This window comes from Microbacterium meiriae, from assembly GCF_040686935.1.
GTDB classification, from domain to species: Bacteria; Actinomycetota; Actinomycetes; order Actinomycetales; family Microbacteriaceae; genus Microbacterium; species Microbacterium meiriae.
The window spans coordinates 986845-1002478 of sequence record NZ_JBFBMF010000001.1; the positions used below are offsets into that span (position 1 = coordinate 986845).

The following is a 15634-nucleotide window of genomic DNA, read 5'->3' on the forward strand; positions in this document are numbered from 1 at the left end:
ACGACCACAGGGGGGACGGCGTCCATGAGCAGTACGACCGGGCACGAGGCGGCGGGCAGCCGAGTGCGGGTGAGTGTGGTGGTGCCGGTGTTCCGGCCGAAGGCGTCGTTCGACGACCTCATCGCCTCGCTCGACGCCCAGACGCTGGATCGGGAGGCCTTCGAGGTCCTGCTCTGCGACGACGGCTCCGGGGAGGAGACGGCCGCGCGGCTGGAGAGCATCGCGAAGGATCGCCCTCATGTACGGGTGCTGTCGCTGCCGCACTCCGGCTGGCCCGGCACTCCGCGCAACCGCGGCGTCGAGGAGGCCAGAGGGACGTACGTGCAGTTCGTCGACCAGGACGACTGGCTGTACCCGCGCGCACTCGAGCGGCTGTGCGACTACGCCGATGAGCACGGGTCGGACGTCGTGGTCGGCAAGGAGGTGGGCATCGGACGGAAGCTGCCCGCCAAGATCTTCCAGCGCGACATCCCGCACGCGGTGCTCGGCGAGGACCCGATCCTGGAGATGCTGACGCCGCACAAGATGTTCCGGACGGCGTTCCTCCGCGAGCACGGCATCCGCTTCCCGGATGGCAAGGTGCGACTCGAGGACCACCTGTTCGTGATGCAGGCGTACTTCGCCGCCGACACGATCTCGGTGCTCGCCAGCGAGCCCTGCTACGCGTGGGTGAAGGAGCCGGGGAGTGCGAGCTCGTCGCGCATCGACCCCGAGTCGTACTTCCCGCACCTGGAGACCGTGCTCGATGTCGTCGAGGCGAACACGGAGCCCGGGAAGGTGCGCGACCGGCTGCTGCGGCACTGGTTCCGCGGCAAGATCCTCAACCGGATCGCCGGACGACGGATGGTGAAGTACCCGACGGAGTACCGCGACCGCCTGCTGGACGTGGTGGTGCCGCTCGCGCAGCGTCGATTCGGCCCCGGCGTGGATGCGGGGCTGTCGTTCCCGCAGCGCATCCGGGCGGCTCTGCTGCGCGCCGACCGCCGGGATGACCTGCTCGCCTTCGCCGCGTTCGAGGCGGACACGACCTGCACGGCCACCGTGACCGCGGCGCGCTGGTCGCGCGGCGGGTTGCAGCTGACCGTGCGCGTCCGTCTGCTCCGGGACGGCGAGGAGGCGTTCGTGTTCGAGACCGTCGGTTCCGCCGACCGGCTGGTCTCCCTGCCCCCGTCGGCGACCGAAGACCTTCCCTCCGGGGTGCTCAACGCCCGCAAGGAGCGTCGCGCTGACCGCGTCGACCTCGTCGCGCGGGATACGCCGACCCCCGGACAGGCGCCGGAGTCGACGGCAGGCTCGGAGCGCAAGATCGGCGGCCGACGCCCGAAGCGCCTCGACGCGGTGCCGATCGCCCTGGACCCGATGAAGGCGTTCCGTGAGGACGGCGCTCGCGAAGCCGACCTCACCGTGGCCGTCCGCTACGCCGGGTGGATGTTCACCGCCCCGCTGACAGCGGCGCCCGACGTGACGGCACACCTCGGCAGGTCCCCGCTTCTCGCGGGCCGTCGGGTCGAGCTCGTACGGAACGAGGACGGCAGCCTGCGGCTGCGCCGCGAGTGGCCGGGCGGCGCCTGGCGCGACGCCCTCGCACGAGCCGCCCGCCGCGTCCGCTCCCGACTTCGCCGCTGACAGATCGAGCGTCGCGCGCCCCCTCCCTTCGGGCGCCGACCAGCCGTGACCCCGACACCCACCACCGCGAGCAGGCGCGGCCCACTCACGCTGCGACATCGAAGCGCGCCCGTCCGCCCAGCCGTGGAGTGCGCTGCGGGTCGACCCACCGCGGCGGAAGGAACCACGGTCGGCCGGTCACGCCGGAACCCTCGATCACGATCTCCCACCCGTTGTCGTGGATACGGTGGTGGCAGGTCTCGCAGAGCAGGATCCCGTTCGAGAGATCGGTCGGACCTCGATCTCGCTGCCACCAGCGGAGATGGTGAGCCTTCGTCATCCCCGGCGGGAGCCCGCACATTGCGCACCCGCCATCCCGCTCGGCGAGGGCCAGCCGTTGGGCTCGGGTGAAGAGGCGCTTCTCGCGGCCCCAATCCAGAACCTCGCTCGCACCGCCGAGGACACAGGGGATGACGCCCCCGCTGGCCGCCATCCGCCGCGCGGCACCGATGTCGATCACCTGGTCGAGCCCGTCGACCGTCGCCGCCCCGGTTCCCGCCTGCAGATCGTCCAGCGATACCCGAACGATCACCGTCGCCCCGGCGAGCGGCACCCGATCGCCCTCGCACCCGAGCGCGTGCGCGCAGAAGAGGGACAGCGCATCGGCCTGGATCATCGCGACGGAGCGCCGATCCGCGTCGGGCGACTCCGCATCGGGGGCTTCGAGGCGGGCGGCGAACACGGCAGACACGTGCCCGCGGATCGCGGTGACGACCGGCGCAGCGGACTCGGCATCAAGCTGCGCGTGCAGGTGCACCATGCCGTCACGTTCGAAGATGCGCAGTCCGCGCCGACCGCGCTGTTCCTCCGCCCGCGGCGCTACGCCGTCGGGGTCGAGCCACGCTTCGGCGCGGAGGACGAGCTTGCGCACCGCATCGAGCTCGAGCCCTTCGGCTGCGGCGGTCAGCACGCGTTCCGCCTCGGCGATGCGCTCCACACCGGCGGCCACGCGACAGCGATCGAGGAGAGGGACGAGGAGACCGATCGCCGGCGCTCCGAGCACACCCGACGCGAGTGCTTCCCGGAGGAGCGGATACCGCGCGGGCAGCGGCGCGCCGAGCAGATCGCTCCGCGGCGCGGTCGCTTCTCCGACCTTCACCAGGCGCTGCGCCTCTCCCGTCGAGATGCCCGTCGTCGCGGCGATGAGCTTGGCCGCCGTGCGGTACCCGCGTTGCTTCGCCAAGCTGTCGGCCCCGAGCTCCGCGCGCGACTCCCGAGCGATGCCGGCGGCCACCTCGACGTGGATCGCATCGAGCCGGCGCTGCAGAAGTCCGATCGCGTCGGCCACCTCGACGAGCTGCACGCGGGAGAGCTCGACGACATCGTCCGCGTCGCCCCACGCCTCGTCGAGGCGATCCATCGCCTCGACGAGTCCGGACGTTTTCGACATGCTTCATTCTATCTCGGCATGCCTCGACTTTCGAAGTTATGTTCGATTGCATGCCGGCATTCTGCCGCGGTCTGCCCGCCCCTGCGCTCCCGAAACCGAGCCAGGGCGGCAGTCGCGACGGCGCCTTCGCGCCCCGCGCACAGGCGACGGCTCCTCTTGGGCGTCTCCCCTATGGATCGCGAGGCGAACGGACGCCGATTCGGCGAGGTCGACGGGGCGCATCCTCGCCGATGCAGACGCGGCGGGAAAGATCACGGGCCGTGTCGATCGGTCCGTGATCGCGCGTGCGCATCAGCACGCGACGAGCACCACACGTCCCGAGCAGGACAGCGGCGGCGGGATCGAATCACAGCAACCCGTCCTGTCTGGAGGGCGAGACGCCCGGGTGGAACGAGTCTAGAACGGCAGGTCGCGAGACCCCGGTGGGGCGATGAGGATGCCCGTGATCTTGCCGAAGCCGTTGTAGGCAACGCGGCCGATCCACTCTCCGGCCTCGTGGTGCAGGGTCACCTGCACGATCGCTCCGTTACTCAGGTGCCGGTTGGCGAGCGTGCTCAGCGGCGTACTGCCGTCCGCCGTCTGTACCGTCGAATCGACGCAGGCTTCGAGGCGGCCGGTGTCACTCCGGATCTGGTCCCACACGCTCATCAGTTTGCGCTTGGTCAGCGCGCGACCGCAGGCGTACGTCATGTGCGCTCGCACCGCCTCGTAGTCGCCGGCATCCAGGTGTGCGAATACCGCGCTCGTGCGATCCGAGAGGTCTGTCACCGGCGCTGCCATCATCCCTGCCTCACCCTTGGTGCCGAATCGCTTGAACGCTGCTTGTCGGCTCACGCCGAGCGTGGCGCCGATCTCTTGCCACGAGACGCCATGCGAGCGCGCGGTGGAGACCGACTCCTGCAATCGCTCACGCGAACGCCGGACCAACTCGTCGGCCTGACGGATCATCAGGACCTCGTCGTCCGAGCGAGACGGCGCTTCTCGTCCGCCAGCGTCGACGAGGGAGGCGAGGTCGGCAAGCGACAAGCCGCTGGTCGATGATCCGTTCACGAAGCGAGCCTATGGATCCGACTCGTGCGCGTCAACCGATGGATGACATTCACGAATCCCACTCGTTCACCTCGTCGCATCCTCGCGTTCACGCCGCGCGCTTACCTTGAGTGCGGACGCGCGACCGCGCTCACGAAACCAGACAATCTTTGTGCCTTCACCACAAGAACCGGTAGTGTCGCATCGACACACCTCGAAGGCGAGAAAGGGACGAACATGGCCGACAGGCAGCAGAGGCGCTGGGCGCTCATCGGATTGACGGCCGCGGCGGCGATCGCGCTCACCGGATGCACGGCGGGCGGCGACGGAGACGCGGGCGACGGCGGCGGCAGCGACGGCGGCTCCGGCGACACCCTCATCGTCTACACGAACTCGAACAGCGACGGCCGCGGTGAGTGGATCACCGAGAAGGCGGCGGACGCGGGCATCGACATCGAGATCGTGGGCCTGGGCGGTGCCGACCTGACGAACCGCATCATCGCGGAGAAGAACAACCCGGTCGGCGACGTGGTCTTCGGCCTGAACAACATGTTCTTCGAGCAGCTCAAGACCGAGGAAGCCATCATGGCCTACGAACCGAGCTGGAGCGGCGAGGTCCCCGCGGACGCCGGCGACCCGAAGGACGGCGCGTTCTGGCCGCTCGTGGAGCAGGCGATCGTCACGGTCTACGACGAGAACCGCATCAGCGACGCTCCGGCGGACCCGGACGACCTGTACACCGACGAGGAGTTCGCCGGCCGTTACGAGGTCAACCCCGCGCTCGGCCAGGCCACCCCGCAGCTCGTGCTCGCCAGCATGCTCACCCGTCACCTCGACGAGGACGGCGACCTCGGCGTGAGCGACGAGGGCTGGGACCTGGTGAAGTCGTACTACGCCAACGGCTCCCCCGCCGTGGAGGGCACCGACCTCTACGCCCGCATCACCCGCGACGAGGTGGACTACGGCGTGCTGCCGTCGAGCGGGATCGCGTCCCGCGACGAGGAATACAGCACCGCCACCGGCATGATCGTCCCGGAGTACGGCGTCCCCTACGTGACCGAGCAGATCGCGCAGATCAACGGCTCGGACAACGAGGAGAAGGCGCAGGAGTTCATCGACTGGTTCGGCAGCGCCGAGGTCCAGGGCGAGTTCGCCGCGGAGTTCAATGCCATGCCGGTGAACGAGGGCGCGGTCGAGAAGGCCAACCCCGAGGTCGTCGAGCTCATGGGCACGCTCGACCGTCAGGACATCGACTTCGGCTTCGTGAGCGAGAACCTCGGCGCCTGGGTCGAGAAGGTCACGCTCGAGTACATCGGCTGAGCCGAGCCGTCCCGCCGCTCCGGCAGAGAGAGAAGACGATGATCCGTTTCGACGACGTCGAGGTCGTGTTCGGCGACCACCGTGCGGTCTCGCACCTCGATCTGGAGATCCAGGAGGGTGAGTTCTTCACCCTCCTGGGTCCGTCCGGATGCGGCAAGACCACCGCCCTGCGCACGCTCGCGGGGTTCATCGAGCCCACCGGCGGCCGCATCCACATCGCCGGCCGCGACGTGACCCGGGTGCCGAGCGAGAAGCGCGGCGTGGGCATGGTGTTCCAGAACTACGCCCTGTTCCCGAGCATGAACGTGCGGGAGAACATCGCGTTCGGCCTCTCGGTGCAGAAGGTGTCGAAGGCCGAGCAGCGGCGGCGCGTGGACGAGGTCGCCGACCGCACCGGGCTCGCCGCGTCGCAGCTCGAGAAGAACGTGGCGGAACTGTCCGGCGGCCAGCAGCAGCGCGTCGCCATCGCCCGGGCGCTCGCGCTCACCCCCAGCATCCTGCTGCTCGACGAGCCGCTGTCGAACCTCGACGCCAAGCTCCGCGTGCAACTGCGCGAACAGCTCAAGGAGCTGCAGCACGAGGTCGGCGTGACCACCGTCTACGTCACGCACGACCAGGAGGAGGCGCTCACCCTCAGCGACCGGATCGCCGTGCTCGACGCCGGGACCCTGCAGCAGGTGGGCACGCCGGAGGAGATCTACGACCGCAGCGCGACGCCGTTCGTCTGCCGGTTCATCGGCGAGAACAACCGCCTCACACCCGCGCAGCTCATCTCGATCGGCGCCGGCCTCGATGCCACGGCCGAGAGCTACGTGCGGCCGGAGAAGCTGCACCTGGCGTCGCCGTCCGAGGCCACCGCCGGCGGCACGGCGTCGCTCGACGGCACCGTCGCCGAGCGCACGTACCACGGCAGCCACAGCGTCTACACGGTGTCGGCGGCCGATGCGACGCTCCGGGTGAGCGTGCCGGCCGCGGCGAGCGCGCACCGGTGGGACGTCGGCGACGCCGTGCGCATCGACGTCGACCCGCGGTGGATTCTGCAGTACCCGGCGGCGTGACATGAGCACTCCGCAGAACGACTCCCGCCCGGTGCCGCCGCCGTCCGCGGCCATGACCGATGCCCCCGGCGCCCTGACGACCGAGGCCGCCGAGGCGGGCACCGCGACGAAGCCCCGCCTCCGCCGCGGACGGCCCGGCAGCGTGCGCGCGATGCTCCGCTCACCGCTGGCCTGGGTGACCGGCATCGTCGTGATCTGGTTCGCCGCCGCCTTCCTCGTGCTGCCGAACGCCGAGCTGCTCGCCGCGACCTTCTTCCCGGACGGCCAGTTCAGCATCCGTGCCATCGAGAAGCTGCTCGGCAGCGAGCGCGCACTGAAGACGCTCGGCAACAGCTTCCTCCTCGCGATCACGCTGTCGGTCACGGTGAACGTCGTCGGGGTGTTCATCGTGCTGGTGACGCAGTACTTCCAGGTGCGCGGCGCCAAGCTCCTCTGGCTCGGCTACGCGACCACCCTGATCTACGGCGGCATCGTGCTCGCGGCCGGCTACAACTTCATTTACGGCAAGTTCGGCTTCATCACGAATCTGATGGTGAACATCTGGCCGGACATGAACCGGGACTGGTTCTCCGGCTACTTCGCGGTCGTGTTCGTGATGACGTTCGCGACGACGACGAACCACATGCTGTTCCTGTCCTCGTCGCTCGGCAAGGTGGACTACGCGTCGATCGAGGCCGCGAAGCTCATGGGCGCCTCGACGTGGACGATCCTGCGGCGCATCGTGCTGCCGGTCATGAAGCCGATGCTCTTCGCCGTCACGGTGCTGACGTTCCTCATCGGCCTCGGGGCCCTCACCGCGCCGCTCGTGCTCGGCGGGCCGGACTTCCAGACCGTCGCGCCCCTCATCATCGACCTGTCGCGGAGTCCGATCACCCGTGACATCGCGGCCCTGCTGGCGATCGTGCTCGGTGTCGCGACGATCATCCTGCTCGCGATCATGAACCGCGCCGAGAAGTCCGGTGTGTACTTCTCGGTGGCGAAGGTGGCGACGCCGATCCAGAAGCAGCGGATCCGCAACCCGTTCGCGAATGCCGTCGTGCACGTGGTCGCCTACCTGCTCTGGGTGATCTACCTCATCCCGGTCGTGCTCATCGTGATCTTCTCGTTCGTCGACGCGCGGAGCATCCTCGCCGGATCCATCACGCTCGACAGCTTCACGCTCGACAACTACATCACCGTGTTCTCCAGCGCGGCGGCCCTCCGGCCGTTCATCGTGAGCGTCGTCTACAGCGCCCTCGCCGCGGTCATCGTGGTGGGCGGGCTGCTGTTCGTCGCGCGGATGATGCAGAAGCACCGCAACCTGCTCACCACGGCCATCGAATACGTGCTGCACATCCCGTGGATCCTGCCGATCGTGCTGATCGCGCTGGCCTTCGTGATGGCGTTCGACGCCCCGCAGCCGCTCGTCGGCAACATCGTGCTAACGGGGACGCCGGTGCTGCTGCTCGTCGCGTACATCTGCGTGAAGATCCCGTTCACGCTGCGGCTGCTCAAGGCGGGCTTCGCGTCCGTGCCGGACTCCCTGGAAGACGCCTCGCGCATCCTCGGCGCCCGCTCGCTGACCACGTTCCGGCGCGTGCTCATCCCGCTCGTGCTGCCGACCGCTGCCGCGATCACGGCGCTGAACTTCAACAGCCTGCTCGACGACTACGACGCCGCGATCTTCCTCTACCACCCGCTGTACAAGCCGCTCGGCGTCGCGATCCAGGAGAGCACGCGCGGGGAGAACAACCTCGACGCGATGCCCATCACGTTCGTCTACACCGTGCTGCTCATGATCATCATGGGTGTCACCATGTATCTCGTGTATGGACGAGGTTCACGCGCCGGAGCGCCCCGCCGACGGAAGCAGCGCGCATGAGCGGGGCGGATGCCGGGACGCCCGCCCTGCGGGTCACGATCAGCGACGTCGCCGCGGCGGCCGGAGTGTCCCGCGCGACGGCGACCAGGGCGCTGAAGGGCGAGGGCCGGTTCGCGCCGGAGACGCAGGAGCGCATCCTGGAAGCCGCCGAGCGGCTCGGATACGTGCGCAACACGATGGCCGCTGAGCTCGCCGCCGGACGCACCGGCACCGTCGGCCTCATGCTGCGCGACGCGAGCAACCCCGCGTACGGCCTCCTCTTCTCCCGGTTGCAGGAGGAGGCGCATCAGCGCGGCCTCGACCTCGTGACCGTCACGATCGGCGCCGACGAGCAGGGCGCCAAGCAGGTGAATGCGCTGCACCGGCTGCTCGGCATGCGGGTCGCGGGACTCATCGTCGCCACCGGCGGCATCTCCGCAGCGCAGCTCGAGCCGTTCGCCGACCAGGTGCCGATCCTCCGTGCCGGGCGCGTGGAGTCAGCGGGCCGCATCCACACCGCCCACTACGACGACGAGGGCCACGGACGTCTGCTCGCGGAGCACATCGTCGCGCTCGGGCATCGGAGCGTCGTCGTGCTCGCCGGAAGCCCCGACGCGTCGTACCCCGAGCACCTGCGCGCGCTCGCGATGCAGGAGGTCCTGACCACGGCGGGCGTCGCCGTGACGATGATCTCCGCCGGCGCGCGTCCCGACGACGGCGTCGATGAAGCCCTCGCCGCCGTGCGCGCCGGGGCGACCGCCGTCATGTGCGCCTCGGACTACCGGCAGCTCGCCGTCATGCGCGCCGCCCGCGCAGCCGGTCTCCGCGTGCCGGAGGACGTGAGCGTGACCGGGTGCGACGGCATCCTGCCCGGCGCCGATCTGCTCGGGCTCGCCACCCTGCGGATCCCCGTGGAGGCGGTGGCCGCGGCCGCCGTCGAGACCATGCAGCAGCTGCTCACCGCAGACGAGCCGGAGACGCTCGTGCGCCGCTCGTTCACGGGAACGCTCGTCCCCGGCTCCACGGCCGCCGCCGTCTGACATCTGCCCCGACCTGCCTCCGTCCGCCGACCAGGAAGAGACATGATCCTCACCGAACACCCTCGCCCGTCGCACACCTTCGTGCACATCTCCGACACGCACCTGCCCGGTGAACGGTCGCCGCTGTACGGCAGCGGGGCCGACGCCGACGCGAACCTGGCGGAGATGCTCGACCGGCTCGTCTCCTCGGGGCTCCGTCCCGACGCGCTGCTGTTCACGGGAGACCTGACGGACCGGGGCGATGCCGCCGCCTACAAGCGCCTGCACGAGCTCGTGGCGCCTGCCGCCGAGGCGCTCGGCTGCGAGGTCGTGTGGGCGGCCGGCAACCATGACGACCGCCGTGCCATGCGATCGGAGCTCGGACTCGCGGGGGCGGGTGACGAGCCGATCGTCGAGGTGCGGTGGTTCGGGGGGATGCGCGTCATCGTCGTCGATTCGACGGTGCCCGGCGCGCATTGGGGGGAGGTGCCGTCGTCGCAGCTGGATCGGCTGGAGGGAGAGCTGTCGACGGCGGCACCGCAGGGCACGCTGCTGCTCATCCACCATCCGCCCCTGCCCACAGTGCTCGACCTCGCCGTGACGGTCGAGCTGCGGGATCAGGACGCGCTGGCCGCGGTGCTGCGGGGGTCGGACGTGCGGGGCATCCTGTCGGGGCACGTGCACCACCCGTCGTTCGGCACCTTCGCCGGGATCCCCGTGGCCGTCGCCTCGTCGAGCGCGTACGGACAGGACCTCGCGCAGCCCGTCGGCGCCACCCGCGGACAGGACGCCGCGCAGGGCTACAACCTCGTGCACGTGTACGCCGACACCATCGTGCACTCCGCCGTGTCGCTCGAACGCGGCGCGGACGTCGGAGAGCCGGTCGCCGCCGACGAGGCCGGACGACGGATCGCCGGCGTCGGGATCGACTGGCGCGACTAAGCCGTCACGAGGTCGTCATCGGCGTCACCTCGACGTCGATCGAGCCGAACGGGAACGGGCTGAACACGCTCCAGGAGTCGCCGGTGAACTGCTCGATCGGGATCAGCGCGAACCACACGTGCGAGACGACGATCGCGACCACGACGAACAGCCCGACGCCGTACTGCGCCCACTCCAGGGTGCGCAGCGCCGCGCACTCCTCGGTCGCCTTCATCACGCGACCGAGCGCGAGCAGCACGATGACGGCGATGGCGACGTAGACGAGGGGGCTCGGCGCGAGCGTCAGCTGGATGCACTGCGGAGCCTCGTCCACCGGCTGGCCCGCGGAGTCGATGAACCCGCCGTTCGCGTCGACGCCGCCGGGGCAGATGCCTTTGCTCGCGGTCATGAACACGGGGTAGAGGAAGGCGGCGATCAGCGACCAGAGGAGGACGCGGCGGATCGCGGCGATGACCACGGCCCCGGGGAGTGCGGCGGATGCCGTGTCCGGGGAGGCGGAGGGGGCGAGCGACGGCATGCGGGGCTCCTTTCGGGGCGGTCGCGTTCATCCTGGCGGATGTGAGGGGTGGGCGGAAGGGGTGCGGGGTGGGCGACTTGCGCATCAGTCCTAGGCTGGAACGTCTACCTCCTCTCTGAGGCGCCTTCCCCTGGAGCTCCATGACTGCAACGACGGTCGACGACCGCGCCCGCTATCGCGCCCACCCCTCGGTGCTCGATGCGCTGAAGAACCCGCGGCTGCTGACGCGGGAGGTACTGGCCGGGCTCGTCGTCGGCCTCGCGCTCATCCCGGAAGCGATCGCGTTCTCGGTGATCGCCGGCGTGGACCCGAAGGTCGGGCTGTTCTCGTCGTTCATCATGGCGGTATCGATCGCGTTCCTCGGCGGCCGACCGGCGATGGTGACGGCGGCGACCGGAGCCGTGGCGCTCGTGATCGCTCCCGTCGCGCCGACGTACGGGCTCGACTACTTCATCGCGACGGTCATCCTCGCCGGGATCTTCCAGGTGGTCCTCGGAGTGCTCGGCGTCGCGAAGCTCATGCGATTCATCCCCCGCAGCGTGATGGTCGGGTTCGTGAACGCGCTCGCGATCTTCGTGTTCAGCTCGCAGTTCCCGCAGCTCATCGACGTGCCGTGGCTGGTGTATCCGCTGGTGGCGCTCGGGATCGTCGTGATGCTGGTGATGCCGAAGCTCACCAAGATCGTGCCGGCGCCGCTGGTGTCGGTGATCATCGTGACCGGCGTCGTGCTCACCTTCGGGATCACGGTGCCGACGGTCGGCGATCAGGGTGAGCTGCCGCGGAGTCTGCCGTCGCTGTTCATCCCGAACGTTCCGCTGACGTGGGAGACGTTCACGATCATCGCGCCGTTCGCGCTCGGGGTCGCGCTCGTCGGGCTCATGGAGTCGCTGCTCACCGCGAAGCTCGTCGACGAGATCACCGACACCCACTCGAACAAGACGCGCGAGTCATGGGGGCAGGGCGTCGCGAACGTGCTGTCCGGGATGTTCGGCGGCATGGGCGGATGCGCGGTGATCGGTCAGACCATGATCAACGTGAAGGCGTCAGGCGCGCGGACCCGTATCTCGACGTTCTGCGCCGGGATCTTCCTGTTCCTGCTGGTGGTCGTGTTCGGCGACTTCGTCGGGACGATCCCGATGGCGGCGCTCGTGGCCGTGATGATCATGGTCGCGATCGGGGCGTTCGACTGGCACAGCGTGCGGCCGTCGACGCTGAAGCGGATGCCGAAGAGCGAGACGTTCGTCATGATCGCGACCGTTTCGTTGGTCTTGGTGACGCACAACCTGGCTGTCGGGGTTGTCGGCGGGGTGCTGGTCGCGTCCGTGCTGTTCGTGCGGCGGGTGGCGCACTTCGTTTCGGTTCGTCGGGTTCTGGGGCCCGGAGGCGATGTGGTGACGTACGTCGTGGAGGGGGAGCTGTTCTTCGCGTCGAGCAATGACCTGACGACGTTGTTCTCGTACACCGAGGATCCGGAGCGGGTGGTCGTGGATCTGTCCGGGTCGCATGTGTGGGATGCGTCGACCGTTGCGGCGTTGGATGCGATTGAGACGAAGTACGCGGCGTTGGGGAAGACGGTGGAGATCGTCGGGATGAATGACTCGAGCGGGACGATGCACGGGCGGCTGACCGGCGGGTTTGAGTAGCGGGGAAAATCGGCACGACTGGCCCCGCTCATGCCGAAAGACGACAGAGACTTCGAAGGTTGCGCCCGCCTAGGTCGAGGATTCGTTTGATTCCGCTTCGGCAGTCTGTTCGGCTGCGCTGTTGTCGGACTTGCCGCTCGCCAACTTCCCCCTCTTGAACAGACCGGAGACGGCGCCAGCAGCGCCCGTTGCCACGCCGCCGACGGCCTTGACAGCGCCACCTGCAGCTCCACCCACGGCTTTCGCTGCTCCACCGGCCGCAGCGCCGACAGTCGTTGCCGCACCCTTTACCACGGTCACCGCGCGCGCCTCGTCGGGAACACCGTCGCCGTCGAGGTCGACGCTCCTAAAGACCTCAGTAGAGTCAACGATCCGTCCCCACACGTTCTCGCCGAAGTCCTTTGCTGACTCCGATGCAGCACGCATCGCAAGCACAGCCTTCGAGGGGTCCGGGATACCGTCGCCGTCGCTGTCCGTCAGCTCGAGCCATTCCGGCCAGATCTCCGTCGGTTCGGAGAAGCCAGCGCGGCACGACTTCACCACGCTGCTTCCGAAGTAGAAGCTGGTCGCTCCTCCCGCCACGGCACCAATAACGGGGATCGCCTTCGAACTGATCTTCACGGCGCCCATCACCGTTCCCTGCGCGATCGCCTGTTTTGCCAGCACCATGGTCACTGGCACGAGCGCGGAATCAGGTATCTGCTGGGCGACCAGGTCGCCCCATTTCGGGGTCGCGCCTGAAAGAGCTCCCCCGGCGACCGCGCGGGCTCCCGCAACAGTTGCTCCGGCAGGGAGCGCGCTCAGCACGATCTGCGAAACGGGGCTTCGACGCTTCTCGCCCAGAAGTGCCCCGAGGACGATGACCTTCGCGCGATCGGGGTCGTCGACGGGGATTCCACGCAGTTCAGCCATGCAGAGAGCGAAGAGAGCAGTCGTCTCATAGAAGAACAGCAGGTCGGCGACCCCGAGCCCAAGTGCCACGGGAATTCCGACCGCGGGGATCGTCGCGGAGGCGCCAACCGCGGCGCTCGCTGCGGTGGTTGTTGCGACGTACTGGGACTCGATGGTCTTCATCACCTGAGCAGGTGTCGCTCCCGGGTTCTTCCGGCGCACCTCCTTGATATACGCGCCAACCGCCGGGCGCTGGACCGCGATGGCCTTAAAGACCTTGTCCTGAAAGTCATCCGGAAGCTTCACTGAGGTCGCAACCCCGGCCGATGCGATTTTGACGTCTTTGTCTTGCGCCACAGGTCCCCCAGCGTGATCCTCGAATAGTTCAGAGAGCGCCGACCGATTGAGTCATTTTCTGCGCTAGTCGGATGCTACCGGTCTCCGCGGACATTCAGCGGCGCTTTCACCCCTGCGAAGCCATGCCTCTTTCGGCCAACGCGAGGCATAGTTAGATTCGCAAACGGCAGCGCGCGCTTTGGGTCGATCAGCGCGGACTGAACTTCAGCTCCGAGTCCCGACACGAATCGTTCGAGCATGACGCGTTCCGCCAGGACAGGGTCAGGCGCGGCTCCGAAGTGCACCCATAGCTTCGATTGGTCCAACATCTTCACGGGCCACCCGCCCGCATGCGGGGCCCGAGCCCCGATACGCGTCGTGTAAAACTGCCGTACGCGGGCACGAACGCTGGTCCCTGCGAGTCCTACGTAGACGACAGGCTCGCCCGCGGGCCACATCGCCGGAGTCGACGTTCGACCGCGTTAGGTGTCGCAGGCGTCCCGTCGATCGACGTCTCCGGCCGCACGTCGAGTAGCGCCGCGATCGCCTGCGAATCGAGTGGCGGGGTTTCGAGGCCTGCGCTCGATTCCAGGTCCTCCGCCGTCGACACGAGATACGCCCCGGGGCCCGCCACTGTTGGACTATCACCCCAGCGCACGACGCCTTGGTGTACGAGACCGGCGTGGGCCAACAACTCACCCACACTTGTCATGCTCGTGCCGTTCCGTCGGTCACACGTAGCGCTCGGCGAGCCAGGACTCCCCGACGATCGGGATGCCGTAGTCCCGCGCTTTTCGCGCTTTCCCGGAAAGGGAGTCCGGATCGGCCGCGACCACGAGGCGCGCTGCCTTCGTCACGGCCGGCTTCGCGACGATGCCGTGTTCGCGGAGACAGTGTTCCCATTCGGAGCGCGCTCTCGTCATCTCTCCAGTGAGGACGACGATGTCTCCGGGATTTAACACGAAAGCCGACGTCGCCGCCGGAGGTTCCACAATCTCGACCGGCTGAGCGACGGCGTCCAGCACGATCTCCGCGGGCACCTCCAGAAGCTGCGCGACAGAGATCAGGTCGGCGCGCTCATCCTCAGTGATCACGCCATCTGCCCAAGCGATCTTCACCAGCGCGGCGAGGTAGTCGCGATGCAGCCGCTCGACCGTAGCGCGGGGCAGTCCGGTTCGCTCGGCGAACGCGACGAGGGCGTCTTTCTCATGTTCCGACAGGTAGCGGTCGAGGAGGCACCGCTCGACGAGGGCGACGTATTCCGCTTGCTCGTCGGAGTCGCTGACATCCGGGACACGGTCGAGGATCCGCTCCAAGAAACTTGGCGAATAGTCCTCGACGTTGGTACGCGCGAGCCACTCACCGCGCTCCCCGGCGTACGGGGCCAGCCGCTCTGCCTGTCCGAGCAGGTCGCGCCATGAGGACTGCCCCGTGCTCGCCACGAAAGCGCCGAGGAGTTCTGCCGTCGCGCGCGCATCAACCGCTGCGCGGTGTGCCCCACTGAGGTCGATATCGAAGGCAGCGCAGCAGTCGGCGAGCGTGCTGCTTCCGCCAAGGTGGGTGCGCGCCAGTCGCATCGTGCAGATGCTGACGAACGGCACGCCCGCCCAGTAGGCCGCACGCCCCAACTCGGCTTCGAGGAAGCGCATGTCAAACGAGGCGTTGTGCGCCACGACAACGCGCTGTGACAGCAGGTCGACCAGGTCGGCAGTGATACCGGTGAACTGCGGTGCACGCAGTATCTCTCGGGCACTGATGCCGTGGATGTCCTGCCGACCGAGGTCTCGGCCTGGGTTGATGAGCGTCTCCCATTGGCCGGTGATCGTGCCGTCCGGTTCCGAGTGGACCACAGAGATCTCGATCGCCCGATCTGTCCCCTCTGCGTAGAAGCCCGTGGTCTCGAAGTCGATGGTCGCGAAGCCGGATGAGGGCGCGGGGATCGAGGTCATGACGTCACTGTATCGGCGACCGTAGACGCCACCGA

12 protein-coding genes are annotated in these 15634 nt (G+C 68.5%); 7 read left to right on the forward strand and 5 right to left on the reverse strand.

The features are described from left to right. Positions 1-24 precede the first annotated feature (24 nt). A complete protein-coding gene (locus AB0P08_RS04740) occupies positions 25-1626 on the forward strand; it encodes a glycosyltransferase family 2 protein (protein ID WP_363588403.1) in 1602 nt (533 codons plus the stop codon). 85 nt (positions 1627-1711) lie between these two features. Here AB0P08_RS04740 and AB0P08_RS04745 read toward each other — a convergent pair whose 3' ends face one another. Together AB0P08_RS04745 and AB0P08_RS04750 are read right to left on the reverse strand one after the other, a co-directional pair. Then, entirely contained in the window at positions 1712-3055 is a 1344-nt protein-coding gene (locus tag AB0P08_RS04745; RefSeq protein ID WP_363588405.1) for an HNH endonuclease signature motif containing protein, read from the reverse strand. Positions 3056-3451: 396 nt separating this feature from the next. Continuing rightward, positions 3452-4105, reverse strand: a complete 654-nt coding sequence (locus AB0P08_RS04750; protein ID WP_363588407.1) for a hypothetical protein — start codon at positions 4103-4105, stop codon at positions 3452-3454. A 216-nt stretch (positions 4106-4321) separates the two neighbouring features. On the opposite strand from AB0P08_RS04750, the gene AB0P08_RS04755 reads away from it, so the two are divergent. From AB0P08_RS04755 to AB0P08_RS04775, 5 genes are all read left to right on the forward strand, one after another. Further along, a complete protein-coding gene (locus AB0P08_RS04755) occupies positions 4322-5404 on the forward strand; it encodes an extracellular solute-binding protein (protein ID WP_363588409.1) in 1083 nt (360 codons plus the stop codon). A gap of 38 nt (positions 5405-5442) precedes the next feature. After that, positions 5443-6462, forward strand: coding sequence for an ABC transporter ATP-binding protein (locus AB0P08_RS04760; protein ID WP_363588411.1), 1020 nt, complete (start codon positions 5443-5445; stop codon positions 6460-6462). 151 nt (positions 6463-6613) lie between these two features. Then, positions 6614-8323, forward strand: a complete 1710-nt coding sequence (locus tag AB0P08_RS04765; protein ID WP_522727298.1) for an ABC transporter permease — start codon at positions 6614-6616, stop codon at positions 8321-8323. Continuing rightward, a complete protein-coding gene (locus AB0P08_RS04770) occupies positions 8320-9342 on the forward strand; it encodes a LacI family DNA-binding transcriptional regulator (protein WP_363588415.1) in 1023 nt (340 codons plus the stop codon). Before AB0P08_RS04765 ends, AB0P08_RS04770 begins: the two co-directional genes overlap by 4 nt. A 42-nt stretch (positions 9343-9384) precedes the next feature. After that, positions 9385-10263: a metallophosphoesterase gene (locus AB0P08_RS04775; RefSeq protein WP_363588417.1), complete on the forward strand. Its 879-nt coding sequence runs from the start codon at positions 9385-9387 to the stop codon at positions 10261-10263. A gap of 4 nt (positions 10264-10267) precedes the next feature. On the opposite strand, the gene AB0P08_RS04780 is transcribed toward AB0P08_RS04775, so the two are convergent. Beyond that, positions 10268-10780, reverse strand: coding sequence for a hypothetical protein (locus AB0P08_RS04780; protein ID WP_363588419.1), 513 nt, complete (start codon positions 10778-10780; stop codon positions 10268-10270). A 140-nt stretch (positions 10781-10920) separates the two neighbouring features. On the opposite strand from AB0P08_RS04780, the gene AB0P08_RS04785 reads away from it, so the two are divergent. Continuing rightward, the gene (locus AB0P08_RS04785; protein WP_363588421.1) at positions 10921-12423 is read left to right on the forward strand and encodes a SulP family inorganic anion transporter; all 1503 of its coding nucleotides are present in this window, start codon (positions 10921-10923) and stop codon (positions 12421-12423) included. Between the two features lie 69 nt (positions 12424-12492). Here the strand turns inward: AB0P08_RS04785 and AB0P08_RS04790 are convergent, their stop codons facing one another. Together AB0P08_RS04790 and AB0P08_RS04795 are read right to left on the reverse strand one after the other, a co-directional pair. Beyond that, positions 12493-13671: a hypothetical protein gene (locus tag AB0P08_RS04790; protein WP_363588423.1), complete on the reverse strand. Its 1179-nt coding sequence runs from the start codon at positions 13669-13671 to the stop codon at positions 12493-12495. A gap of 710 nt (positions 13672-14381) precedes the next feature. After that, positions 14382-15599 carry an exonuclease domain-containing protein gene (locus tag AB0P08_RS04795; RefSeq protein ID WP_363588425.1) on the reverse strand — a complete coding sequence of 406 codons (1218 nt, stop codon included), beginning with the start codon at positions 15597-15599 and terminating at the stop codon, positions 14382-14384. Positions 15600-15634 lie beyond the last annotated feature (35 nt).